General features: G+C 63.9%; 23 protein-coding genes and 1 pseudogene. 14 read left to right on the top strand and 10 right to left on the bottom strand.

The features are described from left to right. The first annotated feature begins 50 nt into the window (after positions 1–50). Both HRQ64_RS01250 and HRQ64_RS01255 read left to right on the top strand, forming a co-directional pair. The gene (locus HRQ64_RS01250; protein ID WP_127754985.1) at positions 51–611 is read left to right on the top strand and encodes a TetR/AcrR family transcriptional regulator; all 561 of its coding nucleotides are present in this window, start codon (positions 51–53) and stop codon (positions 609–611) included. An 86-nt stretch (positions 612–697) separates the two neighbouring features. Continuing rightward, entirely contained in the window at positions 698–1702 is a 1005-nt protein-coding gene (locus tag HRQ64_RS01255) for an adenosine kinase (protein WP_172121712.1), read from the top strand. Here the strand turns inward: HRQ64_RS01255 and HRQ64_RS01260 are convergent. Genes HRQ64_RS01260 through HRQ64_RS01275 form a run of 4 tightly spaced genes read right to left on the bottom strand, consistent with a single transcriptional unit; the run spans position 1699 to position 4180 of the window. After that, positions 1699–2262, bottom strand: coding sequence for an NUDIX domain-containing protein (locus HRQ64_RS01260; protein WP_172121713.1), 564 nt, complete (start codon positions 2260–2262; stop codon positions 1699–1701). The genes HRQ64_RS01255 and HRQ64_RS01260 overlap by 4 nt on opposite strands. Then, entirely contained in the window at positions 2255–2953 is a 699-nt protein-coding gene (gene pyrF / locus HRQ64_RS01265; protein WP_172121714.1) for an orotidine-5'-phosphate decarboxylase, read from the bottom strand. Before pyrF ends, HRQ64_RS01260 begins: the two co-directional genes overlap by 8 nt. 36 nt (positions 2954–2989) lie before the next feature. Next, positions 2990–3628, bottom strand: coding sequence for a histidine phosphatase family protein (locus tag HRQ64_RS01270; RefSeq protein WP_172121715.1), 639 nt, complete (start codon positions 3626–3628; stop codon positions 2990–2992). A gap of 6 nt (positions 3629–3634) precedes the next feature. Next, the gene (locus HRQ64_RS01275; protein ID WP_172121716.1) at positions 3635–4180 is read right to left on the bottom strand and encodes an NADPH-dependent FMN reductase; all 546 of its coding nucleotides are present in this window, start codon (positions 4178–4180) and stop codon (positions 3635–3637) included. A 119-nt stretch (positions 4181–4299) separates the two neighbouring features. On the opposite strand from HRQ64_RS01275, the gene HRQ64_RS01280 reads away from it, so the two are divergent. Further along, the gene (locus tag HRQ64_RS01280) at positions 4300–4530 is read left to right on the top strand and encodes a hypothetical protein (protein WP_172121717.1); all 231 of its coding nucleotides are present in this window, start codon (positions 4300–4302) and stop codon (positions 4528–4530) included. Between the two features lie 15 nt (positions 4531–4545). On the opposite strand, the gene dnaJ is transcribed toward HRQ64_RS01280, so the two are convergent. Together dnaJ and dnaK are read right to left on the bottom strand one after the other, a co-directional pair. Beyond that, on the bottom strand, positions 4546–5676 hold the full coding sequence (gene dnaJ / locus HRQ64_RS01285) for a molecular chaperone DnaJ (protein WP_172121718.1): 1131 nt from the start codon (positions 5674–5676) through the stop codon (positions 4546–4548). A 240-nt stretch (positions 5677–5916) separates the two neighbouring features. Beyond that, complete coding sequence (gene dnaK, locus HRQ64_RS01290; RefSeq protein ID WP_127754993.1) at positions 5917–7827, bottom strand: molecular chaperone DnaK; 1911 nt, start codon at positions 7825–7827, stop codon at positions 5917–5919. 282 nt (positions 7828–8109) lie between these two features. On the opposite strand from dnaK, the gene pabB reads away from it, so the two are divergent. Both pabB and pncA read left to right on the top strand, forming a co-directional pair. Continuing rightward, positions 8110–9912, top strand: a complete 1803-nt coding sequence (pabB, locus tag HRQ64_RS01295) for an aminodeoxychorismate synthase component I (RefSeq protein ID WP_172121719.1) — start codon at positions 8110–8112, stop codon at positions 9910–9912. Beyond that, positions 9909–10544, top strand: coding sequence for a bifunctional nicotinamidase/pyrazinamidase (pncA, locus tag HRQ64_RS01300; protein WP_172121720.1), 636 nt, complete (start codon positions 9909–9911; stop codon positions 10542–10544). Before pabB ends, pncA begins: the two co-directional genes overlap by 4 nt. 71 nt (positions 10545–10615) lie before the next feature. Here pncA and grpE read toward each other — a convergent pair whose 3' ends face one another. Next, positions 10616–11197, bottom strand: coding sequence for a nucleotide exchange factor GrpE (gene grpE, locus HRQ64_RS01305; protein ID WP_127754996.1), 582 nt, complete (start codon positions 11195–11197; stop codon positions 10616–10618). 72 nt (positions 11198–11269) lie between these two features. Further along, positions 11270–12355, bottom strand: coding sequence for a heat-inducible transcriptional repressor HrcA (gene hrcA / locus HRQ64_RS01310; RefSeq protein WP_172121721.1), 1086 nt, complete (start codon positions 12353–12355; stop codon positions 11270–11272). 140 nt (positions 12356–12495) lie between these two features. On the opposite strand from hrcA, the gene rph reads away from it, so the two are divergent. From rph to HRQ64_RS01350, 8 genes are read left to right on the top strand one after another with little or no spacing between them, the layout of a single operon-like run. Next, positions 12496–13212, top strand: a complete 717-nt coding sequence (rph, locus tag HRQ64_RS01315; protein WP_127754998.1) for a ribonuclease PH — start codon at positions 12496–12498, stop codon at positions 13210–13212. Next, complete coding sequence (locus HRQ64_RS01320; protein ID WP_172121722.1) at positions 13209–13382, top strand: hypothetical protein; 174 nt, start codon at positions 13209–13211, stop codon at positions 13380–13382. Before rph ends, HRQ64_RS01320 begins: the two co-directional genes overlap by 4 nt. Beyond that, entirely contained in the window at positions 13379–14026 is a 648-nt protein-coding gene (locus HRQ64_RS01325) for a non-canonical purine NTP pyrophosphatase (protein WP_172121723.1), read from the top strand. The genes HRQ64_RS01320 and HRQ64_RS01325 overlap by 4 nt, the downstream gene beginning before the upstream one ends. 54 nt (positions 14027–14080) lie before the next feature. Further along, on the top strand, positions 14081–15232 hold the full coding sequence (gene hemW, locus HRQ64_RS01330) for a radical SAM family heme chaperone HemW (RefSeq protein WP_172121724.1): 1152 nt from the start codon (positions 14081–14083) through the stop codon (positions 15230–15232). 39 nt (positions 15233–15271) lie between these two features. After that, positions 15272–16153: a 16S rRNA (cytidine(1402)-2'-O)-methyltransferase gene (gene rsmI, locus HRQ64_RS01335; protein ID WP_172121725.1), complete on the top strand. Its 882-nt coding sequence runs from the start codon at positions 15272–15274 to the stop codon at positions 16151–16153. Beyond that, positions 16122–16517, top strand: a complete 396-nt coding sequence (locus HRQ64_RS01340; protein WP_172124723.1) for a YraN family protein — start codon at positions 16122–16124, stop codon at positions 16515–16517. Before rsmI ends, HRQ64_RS01340 begins: the two co-directional genes overlap by 32 nt. A gap of 9 nt (positions 16518–16526) precedes the next feature. Then, positions 16527–17471 (top strand): glutathione synthase, encoded by a 945-nt coding sequence (gene gshB, locus HRQ64_RS01345; protein WP_172121726.1) that lies wholly within the window; start codon positions 16527–16529, stop codon positions 17469–17471. Positions 17472–17502: 31 nt separating this feature from the next. Continuing rightward, positions 17503–18147: a MarC family protein gene (locus HRQ64_RS01350; RefSeq protein WP_127755003.1), complete on the top strand. Its 645-nt coding sequence runs from the start codon at positions 17503–17505 to the stop codon at positions 18145–18147. A 139-nt stretch (positions 18148–18286) separates the two neighbouring features. Here HRQ64_RS01350 and HRQ64_RS20320 read toward each other — a convergent pair whose 3' ends face one another. After that, on the bottom strand, positions 18287–18409 hold the full coding sequence (locus HRQ64_RS20320; RefSeq protein ID WP_282567566.1) for a hypothetical protein: 123 nt from the start codon (positions 18407–18409) through the stop codon (positions 18287–18289). Positions 18410–18493: 84 nt separating this feature from the next. Further along, complete coding sequence (locus HRQ64_RS01355) at positions 18494–19330, bottom strand: GH25 family lysozyme (RefSeq protein WP_127755004.1); 837 nt, start codon at positions 19328–19330, stop codon at positions 18494–18496. A 175-nt stretch (positions 19331–19505) separates the two neighbouring features. Between HRQ64_RS01355 and HRQ64_RS01360 the strand changes: the two are divergent. Beyond that, a pseudogene (locus HRQ64_RS01360) lies at positions 19506–21028 on the top strand (YifB family Mg chelatase-like AAA ATPase). Positions 21029–21059: the final 31 nt, after the last annotated feature.

Here is a 21059-nt window from a genome sequence, read left to right on the forward strand (position 1 = left end):
TTCCGCTCCATTGTTGACGCTGTTCACATGCTAGTTTAGGCATGTGAACAATGTCAACTTCGAACCACCCGCCGTATCACCATGGCGATCTGCGCAACGCCTTGCTCGACGCCGCTCTCATCATTCTGGAGCGGGAAGGGGAGGCGGGCCTCGGCCTGCGCGAACTCGCCCGTGCCGTGGGCGTGTCACCAGCCGCGCCTTATCGCCATTTCGACGGCCGCATTGCCCTTCTGGAGGCGCTGGCGGTAACCGGCTTTCGCCGCTTCACCCAGATGATGGACGAGGTCGGCGCCACGAACCCGCCCGATCCGCTCGCCGCCATGGGCCGCGCCTATGTCTTGTTCGCGCTTGATAACGGCAATCTCTTTCGCCTGATGTTTTCCCCGCAGCTGCGCCGCGCCAATCGTCCCGGCCTGCGCATGGCCGCCGATGCCGCCTTTGCCACCCTGCGCCGCGTTGCCGGCGGGGAAGGGCGGGAAGCCCGCATTGCCTCGCTCACCGCGTGGGCGCGCGTTCATGGCCTTGCCGTGCTGCTGCTCGATGGCCAGATCGCCATTGAAGCGGGCGAAGACACCCGAGACCTGATCGCCCAGATCATCGGCCGCTCCTAAGCTGGCAACCCGCCTAGTTCGGCTGGCCAATTGCACAGCCCTGCGCGATCCTCTACACCGCCAAAGTCTGGTCCCGGAGCCCCTGCATGTCCGAAACACGGTTTGACGTCCTCACCATCGGCAATGCCATTGTCGATATCATCGCCCCCGTCGAGCCGGGCTTCATCGAGCGCGAAGGCATGAGCAAGGGCATCATGCACCTCATCGACACCGATCGCGCCGCCGATCTTTACGACAAGATGCCCCTGGGCAAGCAGCAGATCTCGGGCGGCAGCGCCGCCAATACCGCCGCCGGCGTCGCCTCCCTTGGTGGCCGCGCCGCCTTTATCGGCAAGGTCGCCGATGATCCCCTAGGCGACGTCTTTGCCACCGATCTCGATGCGCTGGGCGTCTACTACAACACCAGCCGCCTCGAAAACGGCGCGCTCACCGCCCGCTCCATGATCTTCCTGTCCGAAGATGGCGAGCGCACCATGAACACCTATCTTGGCGCCTGCCACGAGCTGACCGAGCGCGACATCCGCCCCGACGAGATCGGCAGCGCTGCCATCACCTATATGGAAGGCTTTTTGTGGGACCCGGTGGAGGCCAAGAAGGCCTTCGTTCTCGCCGCCCATTACGCCCACAAGAATGAACGCGCCGCCGCCTTTACCCTCTCGGACCCGTTCTGCGTCGATCGGTATCGCGCCGAGTTCCTTGATCTCATCCGCTCCAAGACCATCGACTATGTCTTTGCCAATATCAACGAGCTGAAATCGCTCTATCAGACGGATGACCTCGGCGTCGCCGTGCGCGAGATCGCCAAGGATGCCGAACTCGCCGCCATTACCATGGGTGCCGATGGCGCCATGGCGATCTGCAATGGCGAAGTAGTGTCGGTACCAGCCTTCCCGGTGCCCCATGTCGTCGATGCAACCGGCGCCGGCGATCTCTTCGCCTCGGGCTTCCTCTTGGCCATTGCGCGCGGCCAAACCTTTGAAACCGCGCTCAAGACCGGCTGCCTGGCCGCTTCCGAGGTGATCACCCATATCGGCGCGCGCCCGCAGCTCGATCTTGGCGACCTGACCCGCGAGCACGGTCTCGCTGGCTAGGCCCGGAGCGCCTCCAGCCGCCGCAGCGCGCGCGGGGCGAAATCGGCCAGCGCCTCGACTGACCGCCACTGCGCCCCATGCACTTCCTCGAGCTGGGGCGTGAGCGGCAAGCCCGGGTCGGCTACGAACAGATATTGCAGATCGTGGTGCACATGCGCCGGCTCGTTGCGGGCGGGTTTGCCCGGCACGTCATGGCTGTCGATGGTGAAGGGCAGATCGCCATCCCCGTGCCAGGGATGGAGCCGCAGATCTGCGACCCCCGTTTCCTCGAAGGCTTCCCGTGCCGCCGATTGGGCAAAGCGCGGTGCCGGTTCGTAGTGCCCGCCCGGCTGCAGCCATCGGCCGATGGTGACATGGTCGATCAACAAGGCCTGCCGGAGATCGGGCGAAAGCACAAAGGCACTGGTCGTGACATGCCCCGGCAAGGTGCTCCGCTCATCGAGCTGATGCCCCTCTGCGATCTGCCAGCGTAACAGGGAGAGGTATTCTCCCCGCTCCGCCACTTCGGCAAGGTAGCGCTCCACGAGGGCATTTAGCGTAGGCAGGAAGGGTTTAGGCAAGCCGGGTGCCGCCGGCCATTTCGGCGAGGATCGCCCGGGCTGCCGCTGCGGGATCGGGCGCTTCGATAATCGGGCGCGCCACGACGAGATGGGTCGCGCCGGCGTCGAGCGCCTCGCGCGGACCCATGACCCGCTTCTGGTCCCCCGCCGGCGAACCGGACGGGCGAATGCCGGGCGTCACTACCGCGAGGTCAGGACCCACGAGATTGCGCACCATCCCCGCTTCATGGGCCGAAGCCACAACGCCACCGATCCCGGCTGCCCGCGCCTGTTCGGCCCGCAGCGCGACGAGGCCCGCCGCATCGCGCTCATAACCCGCTTCGCGCAGATCGGCATCGTCTATCGAGGTCAAAACGGTCACGCCCAATACGCACAGCCCCGATCCGGCGGCGGCCTTGGCGGCGGCGCGCATGGTCTTGGGATAGGCATGCACGGTCAGCATGGTCGCGCCCGTCTGCGCGAAAGCAGCGACGCCTTTTTCAACCGTGTTGTCGATGTCGAGGAGCTTGAGGTCGAAAAACACCTTCTTGCCCGCGGCAATCAGTTCCTTGCCAAAGGCAAAGCCGTCGCCGCCATAAAACAGCTGGTAGCCGATCTTGTAGAAGCCGACGCTGTCACCCAGCCGCGCCACCATGTCTTCGGCCTTGGCGCGGGACGACAGGTCCAGACCAACAATCAATTCTCCGCTCACCGCTGTACTCTCCCGGGGTAAAAACTGCCGGGAGGCTTAGGTCAAAACCCGTGCCTCCGCAATCGCCGGCGCGGTGAACCAGTCGGCCGGCAATTCCTCGAGCGGGGTCCAGTCCAGCAGCACTTGTCCCTCGGCAAGATCGAACACGAACCCATTGCCACCGCCCCGACCGCCGCGGCGTCCCTGGTCCTCCTTGCGATCGATCGGCACTCCTGCGACAAAGCATTTGAGCAGCGTGCCCACCCCGCCATGCCCGCAAAACACTGCCGGGGTGCCCGGGGGGACACTGGCCAGCGCCGTGCGCACCGTTTCAACGATACGGGCCTGCGCGTCGATCGCCCGTTCCCATCCCTGGTAACTGCTATGGGGTTCGGCAAAGAACTGGTCGGCTGCCAGCTCAAACAGCGCCGGGGGCAGAAAGCCGGTGCTGCTGCGATCATTTTCCCCCATCAGGTGATCGCTCAACACCACTGTCCCGGTGCTCGCCGCGAGAACTTCGGCGAGATCGAGTGCCTTGCGCTCGCGGCTCGAAAAGATCATCGCGCCGGGCGGCACGACGCCCCGCGCCGCAAAGCGCTCAGCCCGCTCGCGCCCTTCGGCCGACAGCGGCCACAGCGGCACCGGCACATTGGCATCCATGCTGATCTGCGGGTGGGAAAGGTAAAGTGCCCGCATCGCTTGCTAGCCTCTGCTGAAATGGGTGAGATCGTGCACCAGCTGCTCGATCTTGCCGACCACGGATTTTTCGGTGGGATTGCCGTCCGCATCAAAGGCGGCGGCGCCCGGGCCAATGCCGAGCAGCGTCGGCACCACCAGGGCCCCGAGCTTGCTCAGGCTATCGCGCAGATGGGACTGGCCCATCACCGCGCCATATTTGCCCGAACTCACCCCGCCAATGCCAAAAACGGCGTGCCGGAACGGATTGGGCTTTTGCCGGCTGAGCCAGGCAATGGTGTTGACCGTCAGGGGTGTCATCCCGCCATTATATTCCGGACTGGCCCAGAAGATGATGTCGTGGCTGGCAAACAGCTGCGCGAGAACAGGCGCTGCTTCCGGTACCTGGTCCGGTTCCAGATCCTCGTTGAACAGGGGCATGGGAAAGTCGCCCAGTTCAAGCTGGGTGACCGCAACCCCGGCTTGCGTGAGCTTGCGCCCGATATGGTGCTGCAGCACGCGGTTGAGCGAGCCGCGCCGGATCGAGCCTGAAAGCGTCAATGCAGTGGCCATGCCGGCAGTGTTCCTCCGCGTTGGAGGATCAATGTTGCTCAGCTGCGGGATGTGCACAAGCCATGTTGACGCATAGCTGCCGATGGGATCGTCTCAACTCGCACTGAGGGAGACAATTCATGGCTTCGAAGTTGAACGTGACCCATCTCTCGCACGACCTGGCGGCCGGCAAGAGCTATCTGTCATTCGTGTGGGCCGATGATCCCAACAAGCGCCTTGGGCTTGAAGTGCCCTTCGGCACCGCCATCGCCGACGCCGAGGAAGCGGGCAGGGCGGCGCTCACAGCCTTGTCGCGTGAACTCGACGAAGCCGTGCTCGCCCTGCCGCCAGCGGGAACCGCCGGTTCTTGACAGGCGGCAGCGCCCTTAGGCGTCGAACATCTTTTTGAGCTTGGCGAAAAACCCGTCCGAAGTGGGGCTGGTTTCGTTCGTGGTCAGGCGCTGGAATTCTTCCAGCAGTTCGCGCTGCTTGCGGCTGAGGTTCTGCGGCGTCTCGATATCGAGCTGCACATAAAGATCGCCCTGGTCCTTGGAGCGGAGCACCGGCATGCCCTTGCCCTTGAGGCGCACGCGCTGCCCCGGCTGGGTGCCGGCCGGCACCTTGACCTTGGCGCGCGCATTATCAAGCGTTGGCACTTCGAACTCGCCGCCCAGCGCCGCCGTCGTCATGGCGATAGGGACACGCGCATAAAGATCGGCCCCGTCGCGCTGGAACAGGTCGTGCGGCTTGATCGAGATGAAGATGTAAAGATCGCCCGGCGGGCCACCGCGCAGCCCCGCTTCCCCTTCATTGGCCAGCCGGATGCGCGTGCCATCCTCGATCCCCTTGGGAATATCGACCGAAAGCTTGCGATTCTCCTCGCGCCGGCCCTGGCCACCGCAATCGGTGCAGGGCTGGTCCATCATCTGGCCGCGGCCCTGGCACACCGGGCAGGTCCGCTCGATGGTGAAAAAGCCCTGGGCAGCGCGCACCTTGCCATGGCCATTGCACTGCCGGCAGGTGTGGGTGCCGGTGCCCGGCTTGGCGCCCGAGCCATCGCAGGTGGTGCAGCCAACCAGGGTTGGCACATCGATCTCGACCGTGCGGCCGGTATAGGATTCCTCGAGCGAGATTTCGAGATTATAGCGCAAATCCGAGCCGCGCAGCTTGGCCGAGGCCCCGCCACCGCCGCGTCGGCCGCCCATGAAATCGCCAAAGATGTCTTCGAAGATATCCGACATCGAGGAGTTGAATTCGGGGCCAAAGCCCGCGCCTCCACGCCCACCGCCATTTTCAAACGCGGCATGGCCGAACCGGTCATAGGCGGCGCGCTTCTGGCCGTCCTTGAGCGTGTCATAGGCCTCGCTGATTTCCTTGAACTTGGCTTCCGCTTCGCTGTTGCCGGGGTTGCGGTCGGGATGATGCTGCATGGCCAGCTTGCGATAAGCACTCTTGAGTGCCGCATCGTCGGCTCCCTTGGCAACGCCAAGCACTTCGTAGAAATCTCGTTTGGCCAAGAAAATTGTCTCCAGACGCCGGGCTGCGGTACGGGCGTCGCGCGGGAAGCGCGCCAGCCCGGCACCGATGGGATTGGTTGGAACTGCCTCACAGATGGCGACGCTGCGCCGCAGGTGCAAGGGTGATTATCAAGGGTAGGGCGCGCCAGCAACTCTTGGATTCACGTGAAACCCTGTTGCTTAGGCCCAAAAACAAAAAGGGCCCGGCCAAGCCGGACCCCTCTAGACCATTCTGAAGGCTTATGCCGACTTCTGGTTGTCGTCGTCGCGCACTTCCTCGAAGTCCGCATCGACCACGTCGTCATCGCCATCGTCGGTGCCGGAGGCCTTGGCCTCGGCTTCTGCCTGCGATGCCTTGTACATGGCCTCGCCCAGCTTCATCGACGCTTCCGCCAGAGCCGCGGTCTTTTCCTTGATCGCTTCGGCATTGTCGCCTTCGATCACCGAGCGCAGATCGGCAAGAGCGGTTTCAATCGCGGTCTTGTCTTCGGCCGAAACCTTGTCGCCATATTCCTTGAGCGACTTTTCGGTCGAGTGGATCAGGCTTTCGCCCTGGTTCTTGGCTTCCACCGCTTCGCGCTTCTGCCGGTCGGCTTCGGCGTTCTGCTCGGCTTCCTTGACCATGGCTTCGATATCGGCGTCGCTGAGACCACCCGAAGCCTGGATGCGGATCTGCTGCTCCTTGCCGGTGCCCTTGTCCTTGGCCGAAACCTGCACGATGCCGTTGGCGTCGATGTCGAAGGTCACTTCGATCTGCGGCACGCCACGCGGTGCGGGGGGAATGCCGGTCAGGTCGAAATTGCCCAGCAGCTTGTTGTTGGCCGCCATTTCGCGCTCACCCTGGAACACCCGGATGGTCACGGCGCTCTGGCTGTCTTCGGCCGTCGAGAACACCTGGCTCTTCTTGGTCGGGATGGTGGTGTTGCGGTCGATCAGGCGGGTGAACACGCCACCCAGGGTTTCAATGCCCAGCGACAGCGGGGTCACGTCGAGCAGCAGCACGTCCTTGACGTCGCCCTGCAGCACGCCGGCCTGGATTGCTGCGCCAAGCGCCACCACTTCGTCCGGGTTCACGCCCTTGTGGGGCTCCTTGCCGAACAGCTGCTTGACCACTTCCTGGACCTTGGGCATGCGGCTCATGCCGCCCACCAGCACCACTTCGTCGATCTGGGCTGCCGAAACCCCGGCATCCTTCATCGCCTGCTTGCAGGGATCGATGGTCCGCTGGATCAGGTCTTCCACGAGGGTTTCGAGCTTGGAGCGCGTCAGCTTGAGCGTCAGGTGCTTGGGGCCCGAAGCGTCTGCCGTGATAAAGGGCAGGTTGATTTCGGTCTGGGTTGCGCTCGAAAGTTCAATCTTGGCCTTTTCGGCAGCTTCCTTGAGGCGCTGCAGGGCGAGCTTGTCATTGCGCAGGTCGATGCCCTGCTCTTTCTTGAACTCGTCGGCCAGATAATCCATCAAGCGGTTGTCGAAGTCTTCGCCGCCCAGGAACGTGTCGCCATTGGTGGACTTCACCTCAAACACGCCATCGCCGATCTCGAGGATCGAGACGTCGAAGGTGCCGCCGCCAAGGTCGTACACGGCGATGGTGCCGCTGTTCTTCTTGTCGAGGCCATAGGCCAGCGCTGCAGCAGTCGGCTCGTTGATGATGCGCAGCACTTCAAGGCCGGCAATCTTGCCGGCGTCCTTGGTCGCCTGGCGCTGCGAATCGTTGAAGTAAGCGGGAACCGTGATCACCGCCTGGGTGACGGTTTCACCGAGGTAGGACTCGGCGGTTTCCTTCATCTTCTGCAGGATCATGGCCGAGACCTGCGAGGGCGAATATTTCTCGCCCGAGGCTTCCACCCAGGCGTCGCCATTGTCCGCCTTGACGATCTTGAAGGGCACCAGGTTCTTGTCCTTGGCCACAACCGCGTCATCGAAGCGGCGTCCAATCAGGCGCTTGACGGCAAACAGCGTGCCTTCGGGATTGGTCACGGCCTGCCGTTTGGCCGGCTGGCCAACCAAACGCTCGCCATCCTTGGAAAATGCCACCATGGAGGGGGTGGTACGCGCCCCTTCGGCGTTTTCAATCACCTTGGGATTGCTGCCGTCCATCACGGCGACGCAGCTATTGGTGGTGCCCAGGTCGATACCGATTACTTTAGCCATAACGTGCCTCTTTTTAAGCAAAACCCTTGATCGAAACCCCTCTTGAAAGCGGGTTTCCAGGGCCTTCGGAGCCGGGTTTCCTTGAATTGGGTGTGCTCATTGCTGAGCGTGAGGGGTATATAGGAGGGGGGCTGGAAGCGTTCAAGCAGAACAAAAGCGATTTGCCTGAACGAGGGGCCCTCCGGGGCCGTCATCGTGCCGGCCCGGCGCTGCTTGTGCCACCCGGCCGCGCTCGCGCCAAGTGGCTTTGCACGGCGGCCCATCCACAATAGAATCAAAGCCATGTTCGCTCCCGGCTCAGTGCTGCTCCACGACAATCTCGCGCCCGACGGCACCAATCTGCTGTTCACGGACCCGCACGCCATCCTTGTGGCCCATACCAGCGAGGAAGCCCGAAGGGCCCTGGCGGAACTTGAACGAGCCAAGCAGCAGGGCTTCTGGGCCGCGGGGTTTCTGAGCTATGAGCTCGGATTTTTGTTTGAAGAGCGCCTCGAGCCCCTCCTGCCCGAGCGCTCGCCTTTTCCCCTGCTTTGGCTTGGCCTCTACAGCGCGCCCCAACGCTTGTCCGCCGGGGAAGTAGACCAACGCCTCGACAGCGCCATAGCCGGGCAGGGCGCAGAAGCCCTCGACCTCGTCCCTAGCCGGCCCTTTGCCGATTACGCCCTGGGCTTGGGGCAAGTGCAGCAATGGATCGGCGCCGGCGACACCTATCAGGTCAATCTCACCTTCAAGGCCCGCTTCCGCCTCGAAGGCCACCCGGCCGCGCTTTATCGCGATCTCGCGCGCAAGCAGCAGGTTGCCTATGGCGCGCTCATCAACACCGGCGAGCACTGGATCTTGTCGCGCTCGCCCGAACTCTTTGTCGCCAGCACCGGCGGCACGCTGTCCGCTCGCCCGATGAAGGGCACCCGCCGCCGCGCCGGCACCATTGTACAGGACGAAGCGGGCCGCGCCGCGCTGGCCGCCGATCCCAAGAACCGCGCCGAAAACCTGATGATTGTTGATCTCCTGCGCAACGATCTGTCCCGCATCAGCGCCGTGGGCTCGGTTGAGGTCACCGACCTCTTTTCCGTGCAAACCCTGCGCACGCTCCACACCATGACTTCGGGCATCACCGCCCAGCGCCTGCCCGATGTGTCCACCACCCAGCTCCTCGCCCAGCTCTTTCCCTGCGGCTCCATCACCGGGGCGCCAAAACTGCGGGCCATGGAAATCATCGCCGCGGTGGAGGCCGAACCGCGCGGGCTTTACACCGGCTCGATCGGCTATTTCGCCCCCAATGGGGACCTCACGCTCAATGTGGCCATCCGCACCGCCGTGATCGACGGGGAAGGGCGGGGGGAAATCGGCATCGGCGGGGGCATCGTCGCCGACTCGGTGGCCGAGGACGAATATGAGGAAGCACTGCTGAAAATGGCTTTTCTTGCGGACAAGAGCCCACCCATCTGCCTGATCGAAACCCTGCGCTGGACCAACACCACGAGCTTTTGGCTGCTCGAGCGCCATCTCGATCGCATCGCCGCTTCCGCGCAATATTTCAACATGCCGTTCGACCGCTACGCCGCAACAAGCCTCCTCACCGACACCGCTGCCGGCTGGAGCGAGCCGGCCATGCGGGTGCGCCTTACTCTCGACCAGGTGGCGGGGCTCGGCCTGTCCGCCACCCCGTTGCCGGCCAACCCGGCGCAGTTCCGCTTCGCGGTTGCTGAGGAGCGGCTCGATTCCGGCTCGCTCTGGCTGGCGCATAAAACCACCAACCGCGCTTTTTACGACGAGCCGCGCCAGCGCGCCGCGGCCGTGCTTGGCGTCGATGAAGTCGTCTTTCTCAACGAGCGCGGCGAGCTGACTGAAGGCTCCATTACCTCCCTGTTCCTGCGCGAGGGCGGCGTGCTCCTCACCCCGCCGGCCGAGGCCGGCTTGCTGCCCGGCACCTTGCGTGCTGAACTGCTCGCAACCGGCGCAGCCAGGGAGGCGCGCCTGACCCTTGATGACCTGGCAAACGCCGACGCCATTTATCTCGGTAATTCCGTGCGCGGCTTGCTCCGCGCCAGCTGGATCCACCGCCCAAGCAAGGATGCGACATGACCTTCGACATCACCCCGCATGACGTTCTGATCGTGGTGGATGTGCAAAATGATTTCCTGCCCGGCGGCAGCCTTGCCGTGCCCGGCGGTGACGAAATCGTGCCGTTGATCAACCAGCTGGCCCGCCGCTTTACCCATGTGGTGCTGACCCAGGACTGGCACCCCGCCGATCACATCTCCTTTGCCAGCCAGCATCCCGGCACCCAACCCTTCCAAACCATCGAGCTGCCCTATGGCACCCAGGTCCTGTGGCCCGACCATTGCGTTTGGGACACCCATGGGGCGCAGATTTCGGCCGATCTCGATATTCCCCATGCGCAGCTGACCATCCGCAAAGGCTATAACCGCGGCGTTGATTCCTATTCCGGCTTCCAGGAAGCCGACCGCCGCACCCGCACCGGCCTGGGCGGTTATCTCGCCGAACGGCGCCTCGCCAAGATCTATGTTGCGGGTCTCGCCACCGATTTCTGCGTCGCCTGGACCGCGCTCGATGCCGCCGAGGCGGGCCTTGATGTCAGCGTGATCGAAGACGCCAGCCGCGCCATCGACAGCAATGGTTCACTGCAACAAGCCTGGACCCAGATGCAGGACGCGGGCATCGGCCGCCTGATGAGCAGGGATATTTTAGGGTAGGGTGCCCTCACCATCCCCTACAAACAAAAATCCCCGCCAAAGCGGGGATTTTCAGAACCGTACCTGAGCAATCAGGCTGATTTATCAACCGTTTCGGCGCCTTCTGCGGCGCGCGGGCCACCCTTGGCCACACCAACCATCGCCGGGCGCAGCACGCGATCGCCGATGGCAAAGCCGGTCTGCACCACCTGCACCACCGTCCCTTCGGGATGGCTGGGATCGGGCACTTCAAACATCGCCTGGTGCTTGTGCGGATCGAACTTCTGCCCTTCGGCTTCGATCGGCTTGACGCCATGCTTGGCGAGGAGGCGCTGCATTTCGCGCTCGGTCATCTCGATGCCCTCGATCAGGGACTTGGTCGTGGCATCGCCCGATTCGCGCGCTTCGGGCGGCAGCACCATCAGCGCCCGGCTCAGTGCATCGGTGGCCGAGAGCATGTCGCGGGCAAACCCCGAAATGGCATAGGAGCGCGTATCGGCAATATCGCGTTCCATGCGCTTGCGCAGGTTTTCCATCTCCGCTGCCGTGCGCAGCACCCGGTCCTTGAGCTCGGCATTCTCGGCGCGCAAGGCTTCCACGGGATCCACTTCGCTTTCCGGTACGGGCGTTTCGATCTCGAATTCTTCGCTGGGCGAGGTGTTTTCGTCGCTCATAAGGGCAAGCTTTCGCATTGGGAATGAATTTGGCTCCGATATCGGTCAATGCACCGGCTTTTTCAACCCTCCCTAGCCGCGCCCCTTACGCGCCATCATCGAGGTGATGACATTGGCCGTATAGTCCACCACCGGCACGATACGGGCATAATTGAGCCGCGTCGGCCCGATAACCCCAAGCACGCCCACCACCTTGTCATTGGCGTCCTTGTAGGGGCTCAGGATCACCGAAGATCCCGAAAGGGAAAACAACTTGTTTTCCGAGCCGATAAAGATGCGCACGCCCTGAGCGTTTTCCGCATCTCCCAAGAGTTCCAGCAACCCGTCCTTGCTTTCGAGTTCGTCGAATAGCTGTCGCATGCGCGCCATGTCTTCGGACGCCATGGTGTCATTCAACAGATTGGCCCGGCCCCGCACGATCACCGTTGGCTGCGCTGCCGGCGATGGCTGGCTCAGTGTCGCGATCCCGGAATCAACGAGCTTTTGGGTCAACTCGTCCAGTTCCGTCCGCTGCTCGGCGCGCTGCTCGCCCAGCGCCTTGCGCGCTTCCGCAATGGTGCGCCCCACCACATGATGGGCAAGGTAATTGCTGGCCTGTTGCAGCGCACTGGCGGTCAGGCCCGGGGGCAGGGGCAGGATGCGGTTTTCCACCTGCCCGTCCTCCCCCACCAGGATCGCCATCGCGCGAGCTTGGTCGAGCCGGACAAATTCGATGTGCTTGAGCACCATATCCGCTTTGGTCGCGATCACGACGCCCGCGCCCTGACTTAGCCCCGACAGCAGCTGGCTGGCCTCGGCGAGGAGGTCTTCCACCTGCCCGCCCTGCGCGGTTTCGGCGATGTGCTGGGCAATGCGATTGCGCTCGCGCTCGTCGACGGCACCCACTTCCAGCATCGCATCAACGAAAAAGCGCAGGCCCTCCTGGGTCGGCGCGCGCCCCGCCGAAACATGGGGTGCGGCAATCAGCCCGAGATCTTCGAGATCGGCCATCACATTGCGCACCGAAGCCGGCGACAGCCCCAGTTGCAGCATGCGGCTCAGATCACGCGAACCCACCGGCTGGCCTGTGTCGAGATAGCGTTCCACGATGCGCCGGAAGATGTCTTGGCTGCGCGTATTGAGGACGGCGAGAAAGTCTTCGGGTGGCTTGACCATCATATTCGTTCAAATTGTCGGCTTTAACCCTCCCCATTCATTTAGGGGCATTGCGGCCATTCGCCAAGCCAGCCCGGCTTGTGAGGACCTGCAGAGAGGGTTAAGAGGCGGTTAACTGTTCTTTACTGCCAAGGTGATTGCCTATGCGCCCTTCCGGACGCGAACCCAACCAGATGCGCGCGATTTCCATCGAGCGCAATGTTTCGCTGAAAGCCGAGGGATCCTGCCTTGTCTCGTTCGGCGACACCAAGGTTCTGGTGACCGCTTCGGTGGAAACCAATCTGCCGGGCTGGCTGCGCAACAAGGGCCAGGGCTGGGTCACTGCCGAATACGGCATGCTGCCCCGCGCCACCGGATCGCGCACCCGCCGCGAAGCGACCGCCGGCAAGCAATCGGGCCGCACCCAGGAAATCCAGCGCCTGATCGGCCGCTCCCTGCGCGCCGTAGTCGACTTGCCCATGCTCGGCGAAAACCAGGTCACCCTCGATTGCGACGTGCTGGAAGCCGATGGCGGTACCCGCACCGCCGCCATCACCGGCGCTTATGTCGCGCTTGCCGATGCCATCCGCTGGATGGACGAGCGCAAGCTTACGCGCGGTCCGGCCTTGCGCGATTCCGTGGCCGCCGTGTCCTGCGGCATCTATCGCGGCACCCCCGTGCTCGATCTCGATTATCTCGAGGACGTGGAAGCCCATACCGATGCCAATTTCGTCATGACCGGCTCAGGCAAGTTCGTGGAAATCCAGGGCACTGCCGAGCAGGCCCCCTTCAGCCGCGACGAACTCGACCAGCTCATGGGTCTGGCCGAAACCGGCATCGCCGAACTCACCCGCCTTCAAACAGCAGCACTGCAAGCATGAACCTGTTTTTCCGCAAGAAAAGCGGCGCCGCCACGACTGCCCCCCAGGCGAGCGGCCGCAGCACGCCCGGCACCAATTGCCCCATCTGGCATGATGTGGCGCGCGCCCTTGATCAATCCGCCCGCGCCTCGGCCGGGCGCAGCAAGGCCCGGCAAGGATCCCCCAAATGAGCGCCATTCCCCGTCTTCGCGCTGGTGACCGCCTCGTGCTGGCGTCGCACAATGCCGGCAAGCTGGCCGAATTCCGGGAATTGTTTGCTCCCTTCGGGCTCGAGCTGATCTCGGCCGCGCAGCTTGATCTGCCCGAGCCCGATGAAACCGGCACCACCTTTGCCGAAAACGCCCGCATTAAGGCCCATGCCGCCGCGAGCGCCGCCAATATGCTGGCCCTGTCCGACGATTCCGGCATGTGCGTGGATGCGCTGGGCGGCGATCCCGGCGTCTACACCGCCAATTGGGCCGGCCCCAACCGCGACTTCAATCACGGCATGAAGCGCGTCGAGGATGCCCTCCAGGCTGCTAATGCCACAACGCCAGCCCAGCGTCACGGCTCCTTCCGCGCCACGCTTTGCCTAGCCCATCCCGATGGCCGCGACGCTCTCTACGAGGGCCGCATCGATGGCACACTGGTCTGGCCGCCACGCGGCGATGTCGGCTTCGGCTTTGATCCCGTCTTCATGCCCGAAGGCTTCGACGTCACCTTTGGCGAAATGCCCTCGCGCGTCAAACATGGCTGGGCTCCGGGTCAGGAGGGTCTGTCCCACCGCGCCCGCGCCTTCGCCAAATTCGTCGAGGGCCAAATTGAGCAGGCCTGATCGCGTGCCCGCCAATCGCTGCCACGCCACCAACCCACATGAGGGGGCTGCCGCATGAGCCGTAACGACCTCTTTGGCGTTTATGTGCACTGGCCCTTTTGCGCGGCCAAGTGCCCTTACTGCGATTTCAATTCCCATGTGCATCGCGGCCCGCTCGATGAGCAGGCCTTTGTCGCCGCCTACCAGCGCGAGATTGCCCATACCGCCAGCCTCACTCCCGGCCGGGTCGTGCAGTCGATCTTTTTTGGCGGCGGCACGCCCTCGCTGATGAGCCCGTGGGCCGTCGGCACTATTCTCGACACCATCGCCGCCCATTGGACGGTCGAACCACGCGCCGAGATCACGCTCGAAGCCAATCCCACCAGCGTCGAGGTCGATCGCTTCAAGGGTTTTCGTTCCGCCGGCATCAACCGTGTCTCGCTCGGCGTGCAGTCCCTGCGGGATAAGCCGCTGGCGGACCTCGGCCGCCGCCACACCGTTGATGAAGCCATCGCTGCCGTGCGCATCGCCCAGTCGATCTTTGATCGCTCGAGCTTTGATCTGATCTATGCCCGCCCGGGCCAGACCCTTGAGGATTGGGAAGACGAGCTCAAGGAGGGCCTCTGGCTCGCGCGCGGCCATATCTCGCTCTACCAGCTCACCATCGAGCAGGGCACGCGCTATTTCGACCTGCATCGCGCCGGCAAGCTCATCATGCCCGATGAGGATCTGTCCGCCGATTTCTACGAGCTGACCCAGGAACTGACGGCTTCGGCCGGCCTGCCCGCCTACGAGATTTCCAACCACGCCCGCCCCGGCCAGGAAAGCCAGCACAACATGCTCTACTGGCGCTATGGCGAATATGCCGGCATCGGTCCGGGCGCGCATGGGCGCCTCTTGATCAACAACCAGCGCCACGCCACCGCCGCCGAAAAGCTGCCCTTCAAGTGGCAGGAAAAGGTGCTGGCGCAGGGCCATGGCCTCGTCACCGACGATGTGTTGACCTGGGAAGAGCAGGGCGACGAATTCCTCGTCATGGGCCTGCGCCTCAAGGAAGGCATCTCGCCCCAGCGCTTCACCGCGCTGTCGGGGCGCCGCATCAGCCAGCGCCAGATCGAGGATCTCAAGGGCTATGGCTTTGTGGAAACCCTGCCCAACGGCAATATCCGCGTCACCGATCGCGGCTGGCCGGTGCTCGACGCCGTTGTCGCCGATCTCGCCGCTTAGCGATTGGGTGACGCGCGCCCGCGTGTTAGCCTTGCGCCCATGAGTTCAGAGTTCTTCATCGCCGGCACCAAGCTCGAGGCCCCGCCTTTGGCGCCCGGCCTTTACGTGGTTGCCACCCCCATCGGCAATCTGCGCGACATCACCATCCGCGCCCTTGAAACCCTTGCCGCCGCGGCGGCCGTGCTCTGCGAAGACACGCGCATGTCGGCGCGACTGCTCGATCACTACGGCATCAAGACCCGCCGCGTGGCGCTGCACGAACACAATGAGCGCGCCAAGGCCGACGACATCGTTGCGCGCATCGCTGCCGGCGAAGCCCTGGCGCTGATTTCCGACGCTGGAACGCCCTTGCTTTCCGATCCCGGCTTTCCCCTGATCCGGGCCCTGGCCGCCGCCGATCTGCCGGTCTTCGCCGTCCCGGGCGCCTCCGCGCTGCTGTCAGCGCTGGTGGTGGCGGGCCTGCCGACCGACGCCTTTGCCTTTCACGGCTTTTTGCCCGCCAAGGCGGGCGCCCGTGCCACCGCGCTCGCCGCCGTTTCGGTTTCACGTGAAACTCTGGTGTTCTACGAATCCCCGCGCCGCCTCGACGATACTTTGGCTGCTATGGCTCAAACGCTCGGCCCTGATCGGCAGGCCGCCGTCGCCCTCGAGCTCACCAAGCGCTTCGAACGCGTGCAGCGCGGCACTCTGGCCGAACTCGCTGAGAGCTTCGCCGAAGGCGATACCAAGGGCGAAGCCGTTATCGTTGTCGCCGGCGCGGCCGAAGCTCCGGCCCCCGACGCGGCCGATTGGCAGGCCGCGCTCCTTGCCGAAATGGCCGACCAGCCCCTCCGCGCCGCGGTTGACGCTGTCACCGCCCGCTTTGGGCTCAAGCGCAAGGAGGTCTATGATGCCGCCCTCGCCCTTAAAGCCACCGACTGAACCCAGCCGCGCCCGCCAGCGCGCCAACCGCGGGGGCGAACGCGCTGAAGCCCTGGCCGCGCTCTTTCTCCAGCTCAAGCTCTACCGCATTCTTGCCCGCCGCCACAAAACCCCGCTCGGCGAAATCGACTTGATCGCCCAGCGTTGGGGCACCACGGTCTTTGTTGAGGTCAAGGCGCGTGCTTCGAGAGCCCAGGAAGGCGAGGCGCTCACCCAGGTGAACCAGGCCCGCATCAGCCGCGCCGCCCACTACTGGCTCTCGCGCCACCCCGCCTATGCCGCAGCCAATCTGCGCTTTGACGTGATTTTCCTTGCGCCCTGGGCTTGGCCGCGCCATCACATCAACGCTTTCGACGCTTCCTAGGACCTCTGCATGTCACTCAAGATCGCCGTCCAGATGGACCCCATTGCCAGCATCAATCCCGCCGGCGACTCCACCTTTGCCATGATGCTCGAAGCTCAGGCGCGCGGCCATGCGCTGGTATATTATACACCCGACACGCTCGGCCTGCGCGGCACCACCGTTTCCGCCCTCGCCGCACCGGTCGAGGTCTTCGACAAGCCCAAGGGCGAGCACTTTAAGCTGGGGGCGTTCACGCGCATCGATCTGGGCGAGCAGGATGTGATCCTGATGCGCCAGGATCCGCCCTTCGACATGAACTACACCACCATCACCCATATTCTCGAGCGGCTGCACCCGAAAACCTTCGTGGTCAATCCGCCCGCTGCGGTGCGCAATGCGCCCGAAAAGATCCTCGTCACCGATTTTCCCAAGCTGATGCCGCCCACCCTAGTGACGCGCGATCGCGAGATGATCCGCGCCTTCCGCCAGGAGCATGGCAACATCATCCTCAAGCCCCTTTACGGCAATGGCGGCGCCGGTGTCTTCTTCCTTCAAGAGGGCGACCATAACCTCGCCTCCCTGATCGAGCTGTTTGAGCTCAGCTTCCGCGAACCCTTCATGGTGCAGAAATATCTGCCCGATGTCCGCAAAGGCGACAAGCGCATCATCCTCATCGATGGCGAGCCCGTCGCAGGCCTCAACCGCATTCCCGCCGAAGGGGAATCGCGCTCCAACATGCATGTGGGTGGCCGCCCGGAACTGTCCGAACTCACCGCCCGCGAGCGCGAGATCTGCGCTGCCATCGGCCCCGCGCTCAAGGAGCGCGACATGATCTTTGTCGGTATCGACGTGATCGGCGACTACCTCACCGAGATCAATGTCACCTCGCCCACCGGCATTCGCGAGATCAAGCGCTTTGGCGGTCCCGATATTGCGGTGATGATCCTTGATGCCATCGAACGGCGCCGCCGCTGATCGTGCCGCTTAACTTAAGGGCGGTGTGCTGATGCCGGTCGACACCTATCTGCTGGCGGTTACCACTTTTTTCGCCACCATCGGTCCCGCCGATCTGGCCGTGGTGTTCCTGGCGCTCACGCGCGACACCTCCTCGCCCGAGCGGCGCCGCCTGGCGCTTCGCGGGGTGCTGATCGGCGGATTGATCCTGCTCTTCTTCGCGCTCTTCGGCGAACCGCTCCTTGCGCTCTTCGGCATTACCTTGCCGGCACTGCGCACGGCCGGCGGCGTGCTGCTGCTCCTCATCGCCATCGACATGGTGTTCGCTCGCTCATCTGGCGGCACCTCCACCACCACCGAGGAAGATATCGAAGCGCGCGACCGCGCCGATATCTCGGTGTTCCCTCTCGCCACCCCGCTCATTGCGGGACCGGGGGCGATCAGCGCCGTGATCCTGCTCATCGCTGGCTCGGAAGGCGATTACGTCAAGGACGCCGCGGTGATCGCGGGCCTGCTCACCATCTTGCTGCTGACCTATGTGATGCTGCGTCTCGCCATCCCCATCCAGCGCTTGCTGGGTGTCACCGGCGCCCATGTGGTGTCACGCGTGGTCGGCGTGCTGCTGTCGGCTTTGGCGGTGCAGTTCATCTTTGATGGCATTGCCTCGAGCGGCATCTTCCGCCCCTTGGCCAGCTAATCCCGCGGCGCCCCTTCGTTGGGCGCTCGCGCCCGCGGCGCCGATTCAGGCGCTCGCGCTGCTGGTCCTGTGACAGCCCTCAACAACAAAAAAGCGACCGGCCTTGTGCCAGTCGCTCATTCGCATTTGCTCGGCATGCTTACTTCTTGCCGGTATTGCCGGTGCTGCCGCTACCAAGGCCCGTGATCGGCTTTGCTGTTTCCAGCTTGTCCTTTTTGGGCTTCTTGGCTTCCTTGTTGCTGCGCATCTGACCTTTAGCCATGGCTGTTCTCCTCTGCGCCGGGCTGAGCCCGGAAGACGGGCTGGAATCTAGTCCTCGCCACCGCGGCTGACAAGTGACGGCGCCCTATTTGTAGACGCGGCACCGGCCAGTCGGGGCAAGGGCGGCAAATGAGCGTGGATCGCAGCCCGTCATCAGGAAATTGATCCAGTCATTCCGATCACCGTAAAAGGCGTTGCGGTCCACTTCACCTCGGATGCCGGGCACGACGCCAGTCTGCGTCCACTGCCAGAACGTCCAGCCGCGGTTACGATAGCGCTCATGCGGTTCGGCAGCCGTGGAGCGCAACCAGAACGCATTGGGGAAGTACTCCCCATCCAGCACGTCGCGGTGGAAGTTCATGTCGGTATAGATGATGGGCAGCTTGCCGGTATGGGCTTCCATTGCCGCCAGCATCACCCGGATCTTTTCCAGCGCATCGGCCCGCGATGGCTTGACCTTGCACGAGGAATGATTGTTCCACTCCAGATCCAGAACGGGCGGCAGCGCGTCGGGATCATTGGGCACATTGGCGATGAACCACTGCGCCTGCTCGGAGGCGAGCGAACACCAGGTCATGAAGTGGTAGGCGCCGCGTGGCATGCCCGCATCGCGTGCGGCCGCCCAGTTCCGGCGGAAGTTCGGATCGATGTAATCCTTTCCTTCCGTAGCCTTCATGAACACAAAGGCAATGCCCGAGCGCAGCGCCGTCGAAAAGTCGATATGGGATTGGTAGCGCGCCACATCGATCCCCTGGATCGGCATTTTGCGCGCCCGGTCCACTCCGGCATGGGGCCGGTTGTCCCCGTCGATCGGGCCATAAAGTCCACCGCCGCTCGCGCAGGCGGCAAGCAGCACCACCATTGCCGCCATTGCGGCGCCCTTGAGCATGGAAGAAAAACGGCGCGCGCAGACTGGGGGCATGAATATACTCGTGTACGACCAGGCGAGCCTTTCATTCAACATGGCGCGGTTAAGGGAAGCTTGCGTTAACTCCAATCCGCGGCCTCGTGGTTAACCCCTATTTAATGTTCGCTGAACGTTCTTGTTGGAGGGCAGTGCTCTGCTAGCCTCCTCCTGTTCTGGGGGAATGGCGTACATGGTAACCCGGGTTGCGACCGTAGCTTTTCAGGGCATCGAGGCGGTGCCAGTCGATGTTCAGGTGCAGATTGCCCCAGGCCTGCCCAAGTTTCTCATGGTCGGTTTGCCCGATAAGGCGGTCAAGGAATCGAGCGAACGGGTTTACGCCGCGCTGCTCGCTTCGGGGCTGAGCCTGCCGCCCAAGCGCATCACCGTTAATCTCGCTCCCGCCGACCTGCCAAGGAAGGCAGCCATTATGATTTGCCCATCGCCCTGGGGCTGATGGCCGCGATCGGTGCCATTCCGCAGGATGCGCTGGAAGGTTTCCTTGCCCTGGGCGAACTGGGGCTCGATGGCCGCCTCGCTCCCGTAAATGGCATCCTCCCTGCTGCTATTGCCGCCGGTGCCCGCGACCTTGGCATCATCTGCCCCGAAGCCTGCGGCCCCGAAGCCGCTTGGGCCGGGGAAGACATCGACATCGTCGCTGCCGAAAGTCTTTTGGCCTTGGTCAATCACCTGACCGGCCACCAGCACGCCCCCCGGCCCGTGCCGCGCAAGCACCAGACCAATGGCGGCCTGCCCGATTTGAGCGAAGTGCGCGGGCAACTCGTCGCCCGCCGCGCCCTCGAAGTCGCCGCGGCCGGTGGCCACAACCTCCTGATGATCGGACCGCCCGGCGCCGGCAAGTCCATGCTGGCCGCCCGTCTGCCCTCCATCCTGCCCCCGCTCAATCCGCGCGAACTGCTCGATATCTCGATGATCCAGTCCATCGCGGGCGAACTGGCCGGGGGCGCCATTTCCGATCGCCGCCCTTTTCGTGCCCCGCACCATTCTGCGTCCATGGCGGCGTTGGTCGGCGGTGGCCTGCGCGTTCGCCCGGGTGAAGTCAGCCTTGCCCATAACGGCGTTCTGTTCCTCGATGAACTCGCCGAATTCGCGCCTCAGGTCCTCGATTCCCTGCGCCAGCCGCTCGAAGCGGGTGAAACCGTCATCGCCCGCGCCAATGCCCGCGTTTCCTATCCCTCACGCGTACAACTGATCGCCGCCATGAACCCCTGCAAATGCGGTCTCGCCGGTACGCCCGGCCACACCTGCAAGCGCGGCGCCGCCTGCGCCAATGATTACCAGGCTCGCGTGTCCGGGCCCTTTCTCGACCGCATCGATATCCGCATCGACGTGCCCGCCGTCAGCGCCGCCGACCTCATCGCCCCCGCGGAACCCGCCGAAGCCTCCAGCGTCGTCGCCCAACGCGTTGAGCGCGCCCGCGAGCGGCAACGCCAGCGCTTCCTCGAACACGGCGCCCCCGGCATCTACACCAATGCGGCTGCCGGCCCTACCCTGATCGAAACCGTGGTCAACCCCGATAGCGACAGCCGCAAGCTCCTGCTCCAGGCGGCCGAGCGCTTCAACCTTTCCGCCCGCGCTTACCACCGCGTCCTCAAGGTTGCGCGCACCCTTGCCGACCTCGCCGGCGTCGACCGCGTCGCCCGCCCTCACATCGCCGAAGCCCTGAGCTACCGCGTCAACTTGGCCGCAGCCTGAGCGCGGACGATCGGTTAACCCAGCCCGGCTA

The organism is Devosia sp. 919 (genome assembly GCF_013185965.1).
Classification (GTDB): Bacteria; Pseudomonadota; Alphaproteobacteria; order Rhizobiales; family Devosiaceae; genus Devosia.